Raw genomic sequence first — 16,389 nt, forward strand, 5'->3', positions numbered from 1 at the left:
GCCGGTGAATATCATGCGAAGCGCGCGCCATTAGCGGAGCTTGCTTCAGAGGGTAGTTAATTGAACGATATGGCAAAGAATCTGATCCTGTGGTTGATCATCGCGGCTGTCCTGGTGACAGTGATGAACAACTTCTCCAGCCCTAACGAGCCGCAGACCCTCAACTATTCCGACTTCATCCAGCAGGTCAAGGATGGCAAGGTCGAGCGCGTAGCGGTTGATGGCTATGTCATCACCGGCAAGCGCAACGATGGCGACAGCTTCAAGACCATTCGTCCGGCAATCCAGGACAACGGTCTGATCGGCGACCTCGTGGACAACCACGTCGTAGTCGAAGGCAAGCAGCCTGAGCAGCAAAGCATCTGGACTCAACTCCTGGTCGCAAGCTTCCCGATCCTGGTGATCATCGCCGTGTTCATGTTCTTCATGCGGCAGATGCAGGGCGGTGCTGGTGGCAAGGGCGGACCGATGAGTTTCGGCAAGAGCAAGGCGCGCCTGCTCTCCGAAGATCAGGTGAAAACTACCCTGGCTGACGTTGCTGGTTGCGACGAAGCCAAGGAAGAAGTCGGTGAGCTGGTCGAGTTCCTGCGTGACCCGGGCAAGTTCCAGCGCCTGGGTGGTCGTATTCCTCGCGGCGTGCTGATGGTGGGTCCTCCAGGTACTGGTAAAACCTTGCTGGCCAAGGCGATTGCCGGCGAAGCCAAAGTGCCGTTCTTCACCATTTCCGGTTCCGATTTCGTCGAGATGTTCGTCGGTGTCGGTGCCAGCCGTGTTCGCGACATGTTTGAACAGGCCAAGAAACACGCGCCATGCATCATCTTCATCGATGAAATCGACGCCGTCGGTCGCCACCGTGGCGCCGGCATGGGTGGCGGTCACGACGAGCGCGAGCAGACTCTCAACCAGTTGCTGGTCGAGATGGATGGCTTCGAAATGAATGACGGCATCATCGTCATCGCTGCAACCAACCGTCCGGACGTATTGGACCCTGCGTTGCTGCGTCCGGGCCGTTTCGACCGTCAGGTCGTCGTCGGTCTGCCGGATATCCGTGGTCGTGAGCAAATTCTCAAGGTTCACATGCGCAAAGTGCCAATGGGTGACGACGTCGCTCCGGCTGTGATCGCACGTGGTACTCCTGGTTTCTCCGGTGCTGACCTGGCCAACCTGGTGAACGAGGCGTCGTTGTTTGCTGCCCGTACCGGCAAGCGCATCGTCGAAATGAAAGAGTTCGAGCTGGCCAAAGACAAGATCATGATGGGCGCCGAGCGCAAATCCATGGTCATGTCCGAGAAAGAGAAGCAGAACACCGCTTATCACGAAGCAGGCCACGCTATCGTGGGTCGCGTCGTGCCTGAGCATGATCCGGTCTATAAGGTCTCGATCATCCCGCGCGGTCGTGCACTGGGTGTGACGATGTTCCTGCCGGAAGAAGATCGCTACAGCTTGTCCAAGCGTGCATTGATCAGTCAGATCTGCTCGCTGTATGGCGGCCGTATCGCTGAAGAAATGACCTTGGGCTTCGATGGTGTCACTACCGGTGCCTCCAACGACATCATGCGCGCCAGCCAGATTGCACGGAACATGGTGACCAAGTGGGGCCTGTCGGAGAAACTCGGTCCGTTGATGTATGCCGAAGAAGAGGGCGAGGTGTTCCTCGGTCGCGGCGGTGGCGGTCAAAGTGCAAGCTTCTCCGGGGAGACCGCCAAGCTGATCGACTCCGAAGTCCGCAGCATCATCGACCAGTGCTACGGCACGGCCAAGCAGATCCTTACGGATAACCGCGACAAGCTCGACGCTATGGCTGATGCCCTGATGAAGTACGAAACGATTGATGCTGATCAGATCGACGACATCATGGCGGGTCGTACGCCTCGCGAACCTCGCGACTGGTCGGGCGGCACGGGTACTTCCGGAACACCTCCGGTGGTGCAGAATGAGCGTCCGGAAACACCGATCGGCGGTCCGGCTGCTGACGTTTAAGGTTTGAAATGACTTCTGTTCAGTCCTCGACCCGGTTGCCTTGCGGCAACCGGGTTCTTGATTTGGCCCAGACGCATGTCATGGGTATTCTCAATGTCACTCCTGATTCCTTCTCTGACGGTGGCCAATACAGCCAGCTCGATGCGGCTTTGCGCCACGCCGAAGCCATGGTGGCGGCTGGCGCGACGCTGATCGATGTCGGCGGTGAGTCGACCCGGCCGGGTGCCAGGGCGGTTTCCCCGCTGGAAGAGCTGGAGCGTGTAGCGCCCATCGTTGAGCGCATCAATCGCGAACTGGATGTCATCATCTCGGTCGATACCTCCGCGCCGGCGGTCATGCGCGAAACAGCACGACTAGGCGCAGGGTTGATCAATGACGTACGCGCGCTGCGACGCGATGGTGCTCTGGATGCGGCCGCGGCTACTGGTCTGCCGGTCTGTCTGATGCATATGCTCGGTGAGCCGGGCGATATGCAGGACAATCCGCACTATCAGGATGTTACGAGAGAGGTGGGCGAATTTCTCGCCGAGCGCATGGCTCAATGTGCGTCGGTAGGGATTCCGGCTGAGCGGATCATCCTTGATCCTGGCTTTGGATTCGCAAAAAACTTGCAGCACAATCTAAGCTTGTTCAAGCATATGGAAGATCTGCATGCCTTGGGGCGGCCCCTGTTGGTCGGGGTTTCGCGAAAGAGCATGATTGGTCAGGCTTTGAGTCGTCCGGTCGGAGAGCGCCTGCATGGCGGTCTGGCGCTCGCAGCGCTGGCTTCGCTCAAGGGTGCGCGTATATTGCGCGTCCACGATGTAGCCGAAACAGTCGATGTGCTGCGGATGATCGCCGCAGTAGAATCAGCCGAATAAGAATGATGGAGTGCTTATGACTAGAAAATATTTTGGGACCGACGGCATTCGTGGTCGTGTTGGCGAATACCCGATTACTCCTGACTTCATGCTCAAGCTTGGCTGGGCGGCGGGCATGGCGTTCCGCAAAATGGGTGCCTGCAAGGTGCTGGTGGGCAAGGACACCCGGATCTCCGGTTATATGTTCGAGTCGGCGCTCGAGGCCGGGCTGACGTCGGCGGGTGCTGACGTCATGCTCTTGGGCCCGATGCCGACGCCGGCCATCGCCTATCTGACGCGTACCTTTCATGCCGAAGCTGGCATCGTGATCAGTGCCTCGCACAATCCTCACGATGACAACGGCATCAAGTTTTTCTCCGGAAAGGGCACCAAGCTTCCGGATGAAGTCGAGCTGATGATCGAAGAGTTGCTCGATACCCCGATGACCGTGGTTGAGTCGAGCAAGATCGGCAAGGTATCGCGGATTAACGACGCTTCGGGTCGTTACATCGAATTCTGCAAGAGCAGCGTCCCGACCGGCACCAGCTTCGCGGGCCTCAAGATTGTGATCGACTGCGCTCACGGTGCGACCTACAAGGTGGCGCCTAGTGTGTTTCGTGAGTTGGGCGCTGAAGTCGTTGTGCTGTCAGCACAGCCAAACGGTCTGAATATCAATGACAATTGCGGTTCGACCCACATGGGCCAGCTGCAGGCTGCGGTTTTGGCCGAGCACGCCGATCTGGGTATTGCTTTCGATGGTGATGGCGACCGGGTCCTGATGGTGGATCACACCGGCGCGATCGTCGATGGTGACGAGTTGCTGTTCATCATTGCTCGTGATCTGCATGAGCGTGACAAGTTGCAGGGTGGTGTAGTCGGTACGCTGATGAGCAACCTGGGGCTGGAACTGGCCCTGGCCGATCTCTCGATTCCTTTTGTGCGCGCCAACGTCGGCGACCGTTATGTGATCGCTGACCTGCTGGAGCGCAACTGGCTTCTGGGTGGCGAGAATTCGGGGCATATCGTCTGCTTCAGTCACACCACTACCGGTGATGCGATTATCGCTGCGCTGCAGGTGCTGATGGCGCTGAAGACACGCTCCGAAGGGCTGGCTCAATCGCGTCAGGCGCTACGCAAGTGCCCGCAGGTGCTGATTAATGTGCGTTTCGGCGGCGGTGCAAGCCCCCTCGATCACTCGTCGGTCAAAGAGGCCAGCGAGCGCGTTACCAAGGCGATGGCGGGGCGTGGACGCGTGTTGTTGCGCAAGTCCGGGACTGAGCCGCTGGTACGTGTGATGGTCGAAGGTGAAGACGAAACGCAGGTTCGTGGCTATGCCGAAGAGCTGGCAAAACTGGTTACTGAAGTTTCTGCCTGAATTCGGCTTGCCAGCCATGATTGTGTTGGGTAACATCTGCGCCCACTTTGACCGACGAGGTACAGCATGCGTCGCCCTATGGTAGCTGGTAACTGGAAGATGCACGGTACCCGCGCCAGCGTCGCTGAGCTGATCAAGGGCTTGCGTAATCTAGCCTTGCCGAGCGGTGTTGATGTAGCGGTATTTCCGTCTTTCTTGCATGTCAATCAAGTGATTGATGGTCTGGAAGGCAAGTCGATCAAGGTCGGCGCGCAGAACGCTGCGGTGGAATCCAAGCAAGGTGCATTGACCGGTGAAATTGCACCGGGTCAGTTGGCTGATGAAGGTTGTTCCCTGGTACTCGTCGGGCATTCCGAGCGTCGCCAGATCATCGGCGAGAATGATGAAACACTCATTCGCAAGTTCGCAGCGGCACAGGCGTGTGGCTTGATTCCGGTGTTGTGCATAGGGGAAACCCTGGAGCAACGTGAAGCCGGTAAAACTCTTGAGGTTGTCGGGCGTCAGCTGGGCAGTATCATTGAGGAGCTCGGTGTCGGTGTCTTTGCAAATGCAGTAATTGCTTACGAGCCGGTCTGGGCCATTGGCACCGGGCTGACTGCTTCGCCGCAACAGGCGCAGGATGTGCACGCAGCCATTCGCGCTCAGTTGGCGGCAGAGAATTCTGAAGTCGCACAAGGTGTGCGGCTTCTATACGGCGGCAGCGTGAAGGCGGCCAATGCGGTCGAACTGTTCGGCATGCCGGATATCGATGGGGGGCTCATTGGTGGAGCTTCCCTGAATGCAGATGAGTTCGGTGCGATTTGTCGCGCCGCGGGAAACTGAAAAAATGCTGGAAACAGTCGTAGTCGTTTTTCATCTGCTGGGTGCATTGGGCGTAGTTGCCTTGGTATTGCTGCAGCAGGGTAAAGGTGCGGATGCTGGCGCGTCTTTCGGAGCAGGTGCTTCAAATACTGTGTTCGGAAGCCAAGGTTCCTCTACCTTTCTTAGTAAGTTTACTGCTATACTTGCCGCCGGTTTCTTCATAACCAGCTTAGGGTTAGGTTACTTTGCTAAAGAGAAGGCTCACCAGCTGACTCAAGTAGGTTTGCCAAACCCGGCAGTGTTGGAAGTTCCAAAGCAACAACCGGCTTCTGATGATGTACCGGTGCTTCAAGAGCAAAAGTCGGCTACTCCAGCGACTGACGTACCTCCAGCTCAAGAGCAAAAGTAAGAAGGGTTTCAAACGTAGTATTGCCGAGGTGGTGGAATTGGTAGACACGCAACCTTGAGGTGGTTGTGCCCATAGGGTGTAGGGGTTCGAGTCCCCTTCTCGGTACCAATTATCAGGAGAGCCCGCTGTTGCGGGCTTTCTTGTAGGTGGAAGGTTACATTGACCCTGTCAGGGATCGGTCGTATACTTCCGCCCCAGCTTTGTCGCGGGGTGGAGCAGTCTGGTAGCTCGTCGGGCTCATAACCCGAAGGTCGTCGGTTCAAATCCGGCCCCCGCAACCAGTTTAAGGAGCCCCTTTTAAGGGGCTTTTTGTTAGCTGGACACTTTCAACGCCGCTATTCGACGGCGTTTCAAGGATGGGCGTTTCGCCCATTTTTTTATTTTGCACAGCATGCACATACATGCACGAGGGGGTTCAGGTGTCGAGCAAGCTAGAAGAGTTGCAGGCCTTGCTGGCCCCGGTGGTCGTGGCCCTAGGCTATGAATGCTGGGGTATTGAGTTTTCGGCTCAAGGTCGCCACTCAATGTTGCGCGTTTATATCGATAAAGAGGGCGGTGTGCTGGTGGACGATTGCGCCATTGTCAGCCGTCAGATCAGCGGTGTCCTGGACGTTGAAGATCCAATCGCCGTTGAATACACCCTTGAAGTTTCCTCGCCTGGCATGGAACGCCCGCTGTTCACTATTGAGCAGTTTGCAAAATTTGCCGGTGAACAAGTGAAGATCAAGCTGCGCTCGCCTTTTGAAGGACGACGCAACTTTCAAGGCCTTCTGCGCGGTGTAGAAGAGCAGGACGTCGTGGTGCAGGTAGAAGACCATGAGTTCCTGTTGCCGATCGATATGATCGACAAGGCCAACATTATTCCCAGTTTTGACTGAGACGCGGATCCCGCGGATCCAATGGCTTGCGAAAGGCGAGGCGTACGATGAGCAAAGAAGTACTGCTGGTTGTTGAGTCGGTATCCAATGAAAAGGGCGTACCGGCAAACGTAATTTTTGAAGCGCTGGAGCTGGCTCTGGCCACGGCTACCAAAAAGCGTTTTGAGGACGAAGTTGATCTGCGTGTGGAAATCAATCGCCACACCGGTGCTTACGAGACTTTCCGTCGCTGGACGGTCGTTGAAGAAGCTGACCTGGACGATCCGGCCATCGAAACCTGGCCGAGCAAGGTTGCCGAAACGCATCCTGGCGCTCAGGTGGGTGATGTCGTCGAAGAAAAAATCGAATCGATCGAGTTCGGCCGCATTGCTGCACAGACTGCCAAGCAAGTCATCGTGCAGAAAGTTCGCGAAGCCGAACGCGCTCAGGTTGTTGACGCTTACCGCGAGCGCCTGGGTGAAATCATCTCCGGCACCGTGAAGAAAGTGACCCGCGACAACGTGATCGTCGACCTGGGCAACAACGCTGAAGCGTTGCTGGCTCGTGAAGACATCATCTCTCGCGAAACCTTCCGGGTTGGCGTGCGTCTGCGTGCGCTGCTCAAGGAAATCCGCACCGAGAACCGCGGCCCGCAGCTGATCCTGTCGCGTACCGCGCCGGAAATGCTGATCGAGTTGTTCCGCATCGAAGTGCCGGAAATCGCTGAAGGCCTGATCGAAGTAATGGCTGCATCCCGTGACCCGGGTTCGCGCGCCAAGATCGCGGTCCGCTCCAAGGACAAACGCATCGACCCGCAAGGCGCTTGCATCGGTATGCGCGGTTCGCGCGTCCAGGCAGTGTCGGGTGAGTTGGGCGGTGAGCGTGTGGACATCGTCCTGTGGGACGATAACCCGGCTCAGTTTGTGATCAATGCAATGTCGCCGGCTGAAGTGGCGGCAATTATCGTTGACGAAGATGCCCATGCAATGGACATCGCCGTTGGCGCAGACAATCTGGCTCAGGCCATCGGTCGCGGTGGTCAGAACGTGCGTCTGGCTAGCCAGTTGACTGGCTGGACCCTGAACGTGATGACCGAATCGGACATCCAGGCTAAGCAGCAAGCAGAAACCGGCGACATCCTGCGCAATTTCATCGACGAGCTGGAAGTCGACGAAGACCTGGCACAGGTGCTGGTAGATGAAGGTTTCACCAGCCTGGAAGAGATTGCCTACGTACCGTTGGAAGAAATGCTCAACATCGACGGCTTTGACGAAGAAACCGTCAACGAGCTTCGCGCTCGCGCCAAGGATCGTTTGTTGACCAAAGCCATCGCTACTGAGGAAAAGCTGGCAGACGCCCATCCGGCCGAAGACCTGCTCTCGCTTGAGGGTATGGACAAGGATTTGGCGATGGAACTGGCGGTGCGCGGCGTAATTACCCGCGAAGACCTGGCCGAGCAGTCTATTGACGATCTGCTCGACATCGACGGCATTGACGATGATCGTGCCGGCAAGTTGATCATGGCCGCCCGAGCCCACTGGTTCGAGTAATTAGGCGCGGCCTGAGGAGAGAAGTGCATGACGCAAGTCACGGTGAAACAACTGGCCGATGAGGTCAAAACACCGGTAGAGCGCCTGTTGCAGCAGATGCGTGAGGCAGGTCTGCCGCACACCGCCGCCGATGAAGGTGTGAGCGATAGTGAGAAGCAGTCTTTGCTGACTCACTTGAAGAGCAGCCACAAGGCGAAAGTGGAAGAACCGCGCAAGATTACATTGCAGCGCAAAACCACCAGCACCCTGCGTGTTGCTGGCAGCAAAAGCATTAGCGTTGAAGTACGCAAGAAGAAAGTCTTCGTACAACGCAGCCCGGAAGAAATCGAAGCCGAGCGCAAACGCGAACTGGAAGAACGTCGCGCAGTAGAAAATGCTGCTCGTCAGAAGGCTGAAGAAGAAGCCAAGCGTCGCGCCGAAGAAGAAGCGCGTCGCCAGCCTGCTGCTGCGCAAAACGCCACTAACGACGCTGTCGCAGCTCCTGCTGCGGTTGCCGAGCCAGTGCGTGAAAGCGCTCCGGTTGTGGCAGCTGCTCCGGCACCTTCTGCTGACGTTCGCAACAAGCAGAACGAACAGCGCCGTCCGGACAAACCACGTGCCGACGATAACAATCGTCGTGGCAGTGGCGATGGTGAGCGCAAAAACGCTCCGCATCGTGCTTCGGTCAAGGAAAAAGCGCCTGCTCCACGCGTTGCCCCACGTACTACCGACGAAGAAAGCGATGGCTTCCGTCGTGGTGGTCGCGGCAAGGCCAAGCTGAAGAAACGCAACGCCCACGGTTTCCAGAGCCCAACCGGCCCTGTAGTGCGCGAAGTGAAGATCGGCGAGACCATCACTGTTGGCGATCTTGCCCAGCAGATGTCGGTCAAGGCTGCTGAAATCATCAAGTTCATGTTCAAACTGGGTACTCCAGCGACGATCAACCAGGTACTGGATCAGGAAACTGCCCAACTGGTTGCCGAAGAACTGGGCCACAAAGTGACCCTGGTCAGCGACACCGCCCTGGAAGATTCCCTGGCCGAGTCCCTGAAGTTTGAAGGTGAAGCGTTCTCCCGTGCACCGGTCGTGACCGTAATGGGCCACGTTGACCACGGTAAGACCTCGCTGCTCGACTACATCCGTCGTGCCAAGGTAGCTGCTGGCGAAGCCGGCGGTATCACCCAGCACATCGGTGCGTACCACGTTGAAACCGAACGCGGCATGGTCACCTTCCTCGACACCCCTGGTCACGCCGCGTTTACCGCAATGCGTGCCCGTGGTGCCAAGGCGACCGACATCGTGATCCTGGTGGTTGCAGCGGACGACGGCGTAATGCCGCAGACCATTGAAGCCGTTCAGCACGCCAAGGCTGCTGGCGTTCCGCTGGTTGTTGCAGTGAACAAGATCGACAAGCCGGGCGCTGATCTCGATCGCATCCGTAGCGAACTGTCGGTTCACGGCGTGACGTCGGAAGAGTGGGGCGGCGACACCCCGTTCGTATCGGTGTCGGCGAAAGTCGGTACTGGCGTGGACGAGTTGCTCGAAGCTGTCCTGCTGCAAGCCGAAGTCCTGGAACTGAAAGCAACGCCTTCGGCCCCAGGTCGTGGTGTTGTGGTTGAATCGCGTCTCGACAAAGGTCGTGGCCCGGTTGCTACCGTTCTGGTTCAAGACGGTACTCTGCGCCAAGGCGACATGGTGCTGGTCGGTTCGAACTATGGCCGTGTTCGCGCCATGCTCGACGAGAACGGCAAGCCAATCAAAGAAGCCGGTCCTTCCATCCCTGTCGAGATCCTCGGCCTGGACGGTACTCCGGACGCTGGCGACGAGATGAGCGTTGTTGCCGACGAGAAGAAAGCCCGTGAAGTGGCTCTGTTCCGTCAAGGCAAGTTCCGCGAAGTCAAACTGGCCCGCGCTCACGCTGGCAAGCTTGAAAACATCTTCGAGAACATGGGTCAAGAAGAGAAGAAGACGCTCAACATCGTCCTCAAATCCGACGTCCGTGGTTCGCTGGAAGCGTTGAACGGTGCCTTGAACGGCCTGGGTAACGACGAAGTGCAAGTGCGTGTTGTTGGTGGCGGTGTCGGTGGTATCACCGAGTCCGACGCTAACCTGGCATTGGCCTCCAACGCTGTACTGTTCGGCTTCAACGTGCGTGCCGATGCTGGCGCTCGCAAGATCGTCGAGCAGGAAGGTCTGGATATGCGTTACTACAACGTGATCTACGACATCATCGAAGACGTCAAGAAAGCCCTCACCGGTATGTTGGGCAGCGATGTTCGCGAGAACATCCTGGGTATCGCTGAAGTGCGTGACGTGTTCCGTTCGCCGAAGTTTGGCGCGATCGCCGGTTGCATGGTTATCGAAGGTGTTGTTCACCGTAACCGTCCAATCCGTGTACTGCGTGAAGACATCGTTATCTTCGAAGGCGAGCTGGAATCCCTGCGCCGCTTCAAGGATGACGCTTCCGAAGTACGTGCCGGCATGGAATGCGGTATCGGCGTGAAGAGCTACAACGACGTCAAGCCTGGCGACAAGATCGAAGTTTACGAGAAGGTTCAGGTTGCTCGCAGCCTCTAACTCGCGCACTTCAAGGGCCACGTGGGGCCTGCGCATGCAAATGCGCGGCACCGCGTCAGGACTCTAAACGCAACGCCCGGTCTGGCTTTTGTCAGGCCGGGCGTTTGCCGCTTTCAGACCCCTCGGGTTTCACCGTGGGGCAGTAACAGGTAACAAGACATGGCAAAAGAATACAGCCGTACCCAACGTATCGGCGATCAGATGCAGCGTGAGCTGGCACAGCTGATCCGTCGTGAAGTCAAAGATCCGCGCGTCGGCCTGGTCACCATTACCGCTGTTGAAGTCAGCCGTGACGTCGGTCACGCGAAGATTTTCATCACCGTGATGGGCCAGGACAACGCTGAAGACATCGCGCAAAGCATCAAGGTGCTCAACTCAGCTGCCGGTTTCCTGCGCATGCAGTTGGCTCGCGAAATGAAGTTGCGCAGCGTTCCACAGTTGCATTTCCACTACGACGAAAGCGTCGTGCGTGGCGCGCACCTGTCGGCCCTGATCGAGCGTGCGGTGGCTGAAGATAATCAGCACCCGGTTGCGGCTGAAGCCGACGACGCCAAGGAGTAATCGGTGGCTCAGGTCAAACGTATCCGTCGTAATGTCAGCGGCATCATCCTGCTCGACAAGCCGCTGGGGTTCACCTCCAACGCCGCGTTGCAGAAGGTCCGCTGGTTGCTGAATGCCGAGAAAGCCGGGCACACCGGCAGTCTCGATCCGCTGGCCACCGGTGTACTGCCGTTGTGCTTCGGTGAGGCCACCAAGTTTTCGCAATACCTGCTCGACTCCGACAAGGCTTATGAAACCCTGGCACAACTGGGCAAGACCACCACCACGGCGGATGCCGAGGGTGAAGTTTTGCAGGAACGCCCGGTGACCGTTGGTCGCGTCGATGTCGAGGCTGTACTGCCGAATTTTCGCGGTCAAATCAGTCAGATACCGCCGATGTACTCGGCTCTCAAGCGTGATGGCCAACCGCTGTACAAGCTGGCCCGTGCAGGCGAAGTAGTGGAGCGCGAACCGCGTTCTGTTACTATTGCGCGCTTGGAATTACTGGCCTTTGAAGGTGATACTGCGCGGCTTGCGGTGGATTGCAGCAAAGGCACCTATATCCGCACCCTGGTGGAGGATATCGGTGAGCAACTCGGTTGTGGCGCTTACGTTGCTGAACTGCGACGTACCCAGGCCGGGCCTTTCACGCTGGCGCAGACGGTCACGCTTGAAGAGTTGGAAGCGGTACATGCCGAAGGCGGCAACGAAGCGGTCGACCGCTTCCTGATGCCATCGGACAGCGGCCTGCTGGATTGGCCACTGTTGCAGTTCTCGGAGCACAGCTCGTTCTACTGGCTCAACGGCCAGCCGGTACGAGCCCCGGATGCACCGAAGTTCGGCATGGTACGGGTTCAGGATCACAACGGTCGCTTCATCGGTATCGGTGAAGTGAGCGAAGACGGGCGCATCGCGCCGCGTCGACTGATTCGGTCAGAATGACCGGACGAGGGTGGCTGTTAACAGGCACGGTCACTACTCATTTTTAGATACAGGGATTTGTCCCTGGCCTGTTGAAGCTGTTTCTTTGAAACAGTTTCCTGATAAAAGGATTGCCTCATGGCTCTCGACGTTCAAGAAAAAGCTCAAATCGTAGCTGACTACCAGCAAGCTGTTGGTGACACTGGTTCGCCAGAAGTGCAAGTTGCACTGCTGACCCACAACATCAACAAACTGCAAGGTCACTTCAAGGCCAACGGTAAAGATCACCACTCCCGTCGTGGTCTGATCCGCATGGTAAACCAGCGTCGTAAGCTGCTGGACTACCTGAAAGGCAAGGACGTGAGCCGTTACAGCGCTCTGATCGCTCGCCTGGGTCTGCGTCGCTAATAAGCGATTGCGCTAGAGGTTGGTTGTCTGTCGTACGTCAGTGGGTTTCCCGCTGGCGCATGGCAGGCTCCCAGCCTCAAGTTTTATCTGGATAGTCGTTTTACCCTGGACAGGCGTTGGGCCGATTCCCGACATTGCCCAAGAATTTCGCAAGAAGACAAGTTCCCCAAGAGCCACAAAAGAAGGTAGGACACCGTGAACCCGGTAATCAAAAAATTCCAGTTCGGTCAGTCGACCGTTACCCTCGAGACTGGCCGTATCGCCCGTCAGGCCTCCGGCGCAGTATTGGTCACCGTTGACGACGACGTCAGCGTATTGGTGACCGTAGTCGGTGCCAAACAAGCCGATCCAGGCAAGGGCTTCTTCCCTCTGTCCGTTCACTACCAGGAAAAGACTTACGCTGCCGGTAAGATCCCTGGCGGTTTCTTCAAGCGTGAAGGCCGTCCTTCCGAGAAAGAAACCCTGACTTCCCGACTGATCGACCGTCCGATCCGTCCGCTGTTCCCAGAAGGCTTCATGAACGAAGTGCAGGTTGTCTGCACCGTCGTTTCCACCAGCAAGAAGACCGATCCGGACATCGCTGCGATGATCGGTACGTCGGCTGCCCTGGCCATCTCCGGTATTCCTTTCGATGGCCCGATCGGCGCTGCCCGCGTTGCGTTCCACGAAAGCACCGGCTACCTGCTGAACCCGACTTACGAACAACAGAAAGCATCGAGCCTGGACATGGTCGTTGCCGGTACTTCGGAAGCCGTGTTGATGGTTGAATCGGAAGCCAAAGAGCTGACCGAAGACCAGATGCTGGGCGCGGTACTGTTTGCTCACGACGAGTTCCAGGTTGTGATCAACGCCGTTAAAGAACTGGCTGCCGAAGCTGCCAAGCCAACCTGGACCTGGGCTCCTGCGCCTGAAGCCACTGCTCTGCTGGGCGCGATCCGTGCCGAGTTCGGCGACGCGATCTCCCAGGCTTACACCATCACCATCAAGGCCGACCGTTATGCTCGCCTGGGTGAGCTGAAAGACCAGGTTGTGGCCAAGCTGTCCGGTGAAGAAGGCCAGCCTTCTTCCAGCGAAGTCAAAGCCGCTTTCGGCGAAATCGAATACCGCACCGTTCGCGAAAACATCGTAAACGGCAAGCCACGTATCGACGGCCGCGACACCAAGACCGTACGTCCTTTGAACATCGAAGTCGGCGTTCTGCCTAAGACCCACGGTTCGGCTCTGTTCACCCGTGGCGAAACCCAGGCACTGGTTGTTGCAACACTGGGCACCGCCCGTGACGCACAGCTGCTGGACACCCTGGAAGGCGAGAAAAAAGACCCGTTCATGCTGCACTACAATTTCCCTCCGTTCTCGGTAGGTGAGTGTGGTCGCATGGGTGGCGCTGGTCGTCGCGAAATCGGTCACGGCCGTTTGGCTCGTCGTTCGATCGCCGCCATGCTGCCTGCCGCCGACGTGTTCCCGTACACCATCCGTGTTGTGTCGGAAATCACCGAATCCAACGGTTCGAGCTCCATGGCTTCGGTCTGCGGCGCTTCCCTGGCCCTGATGGACGCTGGCGTTCCGATGAAGGCACCGGTTGCCGGTATCGCCATGGGTCTGGTTAAAGAAGGCGAGAAGTTCGCCATCCTGACCGACATCCTGGGTGACGAAGACCACCTGGGCGACATGGACTTCAAAGTAGCCGGTACTGCCAAAGGTGTTACCGCGCTGCAGATGGACATCAAGATCAAAGGCATCACCGAAGAAATCATGGAGATCGCTCTGGGCCAAGCCCTGGAAGCGCGCCTGAACATTCTCGGTCAGATGAACCAGATCATTGGCCAGTCGCGTACCGAACTGTCGGAAAACGCTCCGACCATGATCGCGATGAAAATCGACACCGACAAAATCCGTGATGTCATCGGTAAAGGCGGCGCGACCATTCGTGCGATCTGTGAAGAGACCAAGGCTTCGATCGACATCGAAGACGACGGCTCGATCAAGATCTTCGGCGAAACCAAGGAAGCGGCTGAAGCTGCACGTCAGCGCGTTCTGGGCATCACCGCAGAAGCTGAAATCGGCAAGATCTACGTCGGTAAGGTTGAGCGCATCGTCGACTTCGGCGCATTCGTCAACATCCTGCCAGGCAAGGACGGTCTGGTTCACATCTCGATGCTGAGCGACGCTCGTGTCGAGAAAGTGACCGACATTCTGAAAGAAGGCCAGGAAGTGGAAGTGCTGGTACTGGACGTGGACAACCGCGGCCGTATCAAGCTGTCCATCAAAGACGTAGCAGCAGCCAAGGCTTCGGGCGTTTAATCACTCCCCACGCCTGACCGCTTCAACGTTATAAGAAATGCCCCGCAGTGAAAGCTGCGGGGCATTTTTTTGTCTGCACAAAACTGAAACGCTGGGTGAAGTTGCCGGACCCCAAAGCCAGTGCTAGGTTTAGCCCATCGCCCGTGTAGCTCAGCCGGTAGAGCAGCGCACTCGTAACGCGAAGGTCGCAGGTTCGATTCCTGTCTCGGGCACCACTCTCTTCGTCATTTGCTTTTCTGCCCGGCTCCTTGCCGGTGCGGTTGAGCCTGTTCAGCGCGTTGTCCCTGATGGCGTCCGGTTTTTTGTAGATTTGATGTAAAGAGCCGTATAAATCGTCAGCCAAAGGTCCTATATTCGGAGCTGCATGAGCTCCACCCTGCAGTTTTCAAATGATCCCAGAATGGTTCTGAAGGCCAGACAAACCGGGCTTCACACGGTTTTTTGCGTCAGAGAGATCCTTGATGATCCAGATCCATCTTCCATTCCCCAGATCAGCGAGAACGACATGACCGTTAAAGAATTGACCCAAGAAGCCAGACACGAAGAAGCGCTGAAGAAGTACTTGCTGGATTCGCCCCAGCTAGCCGAAGAGATCAAAGACCTGCCCGCCGACGATCAGAAAGACCAGATCCAGTGGGCGTTCGAGGACGAAGCGGAATCGCAAGGCTTGCAGCCTTGGGAGCTGACGCTCAAGTACACCTCGACGCCTGAAGAGTTCGAGGCGGCGCGTCTGGTTTTGCATAAAGAGGCGGCTGAAGTGTTGGGCGTCGAGTGGGAAGAATACTGTGAGATGAATAATCTGGTGGTCTGAAAAAACATGTAGGAGCGAGCTTGTTCGCGATGGACTCAAGAGCGGCGCGTTTAGCCAGTAAACACGCGTTTTCGTTAACGACCATCGCGAGCAAGCTCGCTCCTACAGTTTGATGTGATCAGAGACTCAGGCGCATCGACAGATCGACAGCCTTCACATCCTTGGTCATCGCACCAATCGAGATGTAATCCACTCCGGTTTCGGCGATCGGCAGCAGCGTGCTTTCGTTGATCCCGCCACTGGCCTCCAGTTTTGCCTTGCCGGCGTTCAAACGCACGGCTTCGCGCATGTCATCCAGGCTCAGCTCATCGAGCATGATGATGTCGGCACCGGCCGCCAGGGCCTCTTTCAGCTCTGCCAGGCTTTCCACTTCGATCTCCACCGGTTTGCCCGGTGCAATCTTGTGCGCAGCATTGATCGCCTCAGGAATGCCACCGCAAGCGGCAATATGGTTTTCCTTGATCAGGAAAGCGTCATACAGGCCAATCCGGTGATTGTGGCAACCGCCGCAGGTCACTGCGTACTTTTGGGCCAGGCGCAGGCCCGGCAGGGTTTTACGGGTGTCGAGCAGTTTTACCTGAGTCTCGCCAACGAAATCCGCCAGGTATTGCGCGCGAGTGGCCACGCCAGAGAGCAATTGCAGGAAGTTCAGCGCACTGCGTTCGCCCGTCAGCAGTGAGCGTGCCGGGCCTTCGAGGTGGAACAGCGCCTGATTGGGTTTGACCCGTTCGCCATCGCGCACTTGCCAGTGCACGGCAACCCGCGGGTCCAGTTGCCGGAAAACCGCATCGACCCAAGCGGTGCCGGCGATGACAGCGGCGTCGCGGGTGATGATGGTGGCTTTGGCCAGGCGTTCGGCCGGGATCAACTGCGCGGTGATGTCGCCGCTGCCGATGTCTTCGAGCAACGCACGGCGCACGTTGGCTTCGATTTCGGCGGTCAAATCGGCGAGACGTAGATTCGGCATAACGGACTCCACAAACAAAGTGGCCCGATTATAGGGCCATGGTGTGGAGCAACCCAAGGCATCAGCGACCTTCC

At 57.3% G+C, this 16,389-nt stretch carries 14 protein-coding genes and 3 tRNA genes; 16 read left to right on the forward strand and 1 reads right to left on the reverse strand.

What is annotated here, in order from left to right:
* Window positions 1-69: 69 nt before the first annotated feature.
* The 16 genes from ftsH to AEQ67_RS07160 all read left to right on the forward strand — a co-directional run bounded on the left by ftsH (window position 70) and on the right by AEQ67_RS07160 (window position 15,348).
* Window positions 70-1,980 carry an ATP-dependent zinc metalloprotease FtsH gene (ftsH, locus tag AEQ67_RS07085; protein WP_059403183.1) on the forward strand — a complete coding sequence of 637 codons (1,911 nt, stop codon included), beginning with the start codon at window positions 70-72 and terminating at the stop codon, window positions 1,978-1,980.
* 8 nt (window positions 1,981-1,988) lie between these two features.
* Entirely contained in the window at window positions 1,989-2,840 is an 852-nt protein-coding gene (folP, locus tag AEQ67_RS07090; protein ID WP_059403184.1) for a dihydropteroate synthase, read from the forward strand.
* A 16-nt stretch (window positions 2,841-2,856) separates the two neighbouring features.
* A complete protein-coding gene (glmM, locus tag AEQ67_RS07095) occupies window positions 2,857-4,194 on the forward strand; it encodes a phosphoglucosamine mutase (RefSeq protein WP_059403185.1) in 1,338 nt (445 codons plus the stop codon).
* A gap of 66 nt (window positions 4,195-4,260) precedes the next feature.
* Entirely contained in the window at window positions 4,261-5,016 is a 756-nt protein-coding gene (gene tpiA, locus AEQ67_RS07100) for a triose-phosphate isomerase (protein ID WP_059403186.1), read from the forward strand.
* Between the two features lie 4 nt (window positions 5,017-5,020).
* Complete coding sequence (gene secG, locus AEQ67_RS07105; RefSeq protein WP_017336473.1) at window positions 5,021-5,404, forward strand: preprotein translocase subunit SecG; 384 nt, start codon at window positions 5,021-5,023, stop codon at window positions 5,402-5,404.
* 22 nt (window positions 5,405-5,426) lie between these two features.
* Window positions 5,427-5,512, forward strand: a tRNA-Leu gene (locus AEQ67_RS07110).
* Between the two features lie 96 nt (window positions 5,513-5,608).
* A tRNA-Met gene (locus AEQ67_RS07115) sits at window positions 5,609-5,685 on the forward strand.
* A gap of 138 nt (window positions 5,686-5,823) precedes the next feature.
* Window positions 5,824-6,282 (forward strand): ribosome maturation factor RimP, encoded by a 459-nt coding sequence (gene rimP, locus AEQ67_RS07120; protein WP_010463487.1) that lies wholly within the window; start codon window positions 5,824-5,826, stop codon window positions 6,280-6,282.
* Window positions 6,283-6,329: 47 nt separating this feature from the next.
* Window positions 6,330-7,811 (forward strand): transcription termination factor NusA, encoded by a 1,482-nt coding sequence (gene nusA / locus AEQ67_RS07125; protein WP_008024459.1) that lies wholly within the window; start codon window positions 6,330-6,332, stop codon window positions 7,809-7,811.
* Between the two features lie 27 nt (window positions 7,812-7,838).
* Window positions 7,839-10,367 (forward strand): translation initiation factor IF-2, encoded by a 2,529-nt coding sequence (gene infB / locus AEQ67_RS07130; protein WP_059403187.1) that lies wholly within the window; start codon window positions 7,839-7,841, stop codon window positions 10,365-10,367.
* A 159-nt stretch (window positions 10,368-10,526) separates the two neighbouring features.
* Window positions 10,527-10,928, forward strand: coding sequence for a 30S ribosome-binding factor RbfA (gene rbfA / locus AEQ67_RS07135; protein ID WP_059403188.1), 402 nt, complete (start codon window positions 10,527-10,529; stop codon window positions 10,926-10,928).
* Window positions 10,929-10,931: 3 nt separating this feature from the next.
* Window positions 10,932-11,849 (forward strand): tRNA pseudouridine(55) synthase TruB, encoded by a 918-nt coding sequence (gene truB, locus AEQ67_RS07140; protein WP_059403189.1) that lies wholly within the window; start codon window positions 10,932-10,934, stop codon window positions 11,847-11,849.
* A gap of 117 nt (window positions 11,850-11,966) precedes the next feature.
* Window positions 11,967-12,236, forward strand: a complete 270-nt coding sequence (gene rpsO / locus AEQ67_RS07145; protein ID WP_003197723.1) for a 30S ribosomal protein S15 — start codon at window positions 11,967-11,969, stop codon at window positions 12,234-12,236.
* Window positions 12,237-12,431: 195 nt separating this feature from the next.
* Window positions 12,432-14,537: a polyribonucleotide nucleotidyltransferase gene (gene pnp, locus AEQ67_RS07150; protein ID WP_059403190.1), complete on the forward strand. Its 2,106-nt coding sequence runs from the start codon at window positions 12,432-12,434 to the stop codon at window positions 14,535-14,537.
* Between the two features lie 139 nt (window positions 14,538-14,676).
* Window positions 14,677-14,752 (forward strand) — tRNA-Thr (locus tag AEQ67_RS07155).
* A 290-nt stretch (window positions 14,753-15,042) separates the two neighbouring features.
* Complete coding sequence (locus AEQ67_RS07160) at window positions 15,043-15,348, forward strand: DUF6388 family protein (protein ID WP_059403417.1); 306 nt, start codon at window positions 15,043-15,045, stop codon at window positions 15,346-15,348.
* Window positions 15,349-15,466: 118 nt separating this feature from the next.
* Here the strand turns inward: AEQ67_RS07160 and nadC are convergent, their stop codons facing one another.
* Window positions 15,467-16,315, reverse strand: coding sequence for a carboxylating nicotinate-nucleotide diphosphorylase (gene nadC / locus AEQ67_RS07165; protein WP_059403191.1), 849 nt, complete (start codon window positions 16,313-16,315; stop codon window positions 15,467-15,469).
* Between the last annotated feature and the right edge of the window lie 74 nt (window positions 16,316-16,389).

The sequence above is a fragment of the Pseudomonas sp. RIT-PI-q genome (assembly GCF_001297125.1).
Classification (GTDB): domain Bacteria; phylum Pseudomonadota; class Gammaproteobacteria; order Pseudomonadales; family Pseudomonadaceae; genus Aquipseudomonas.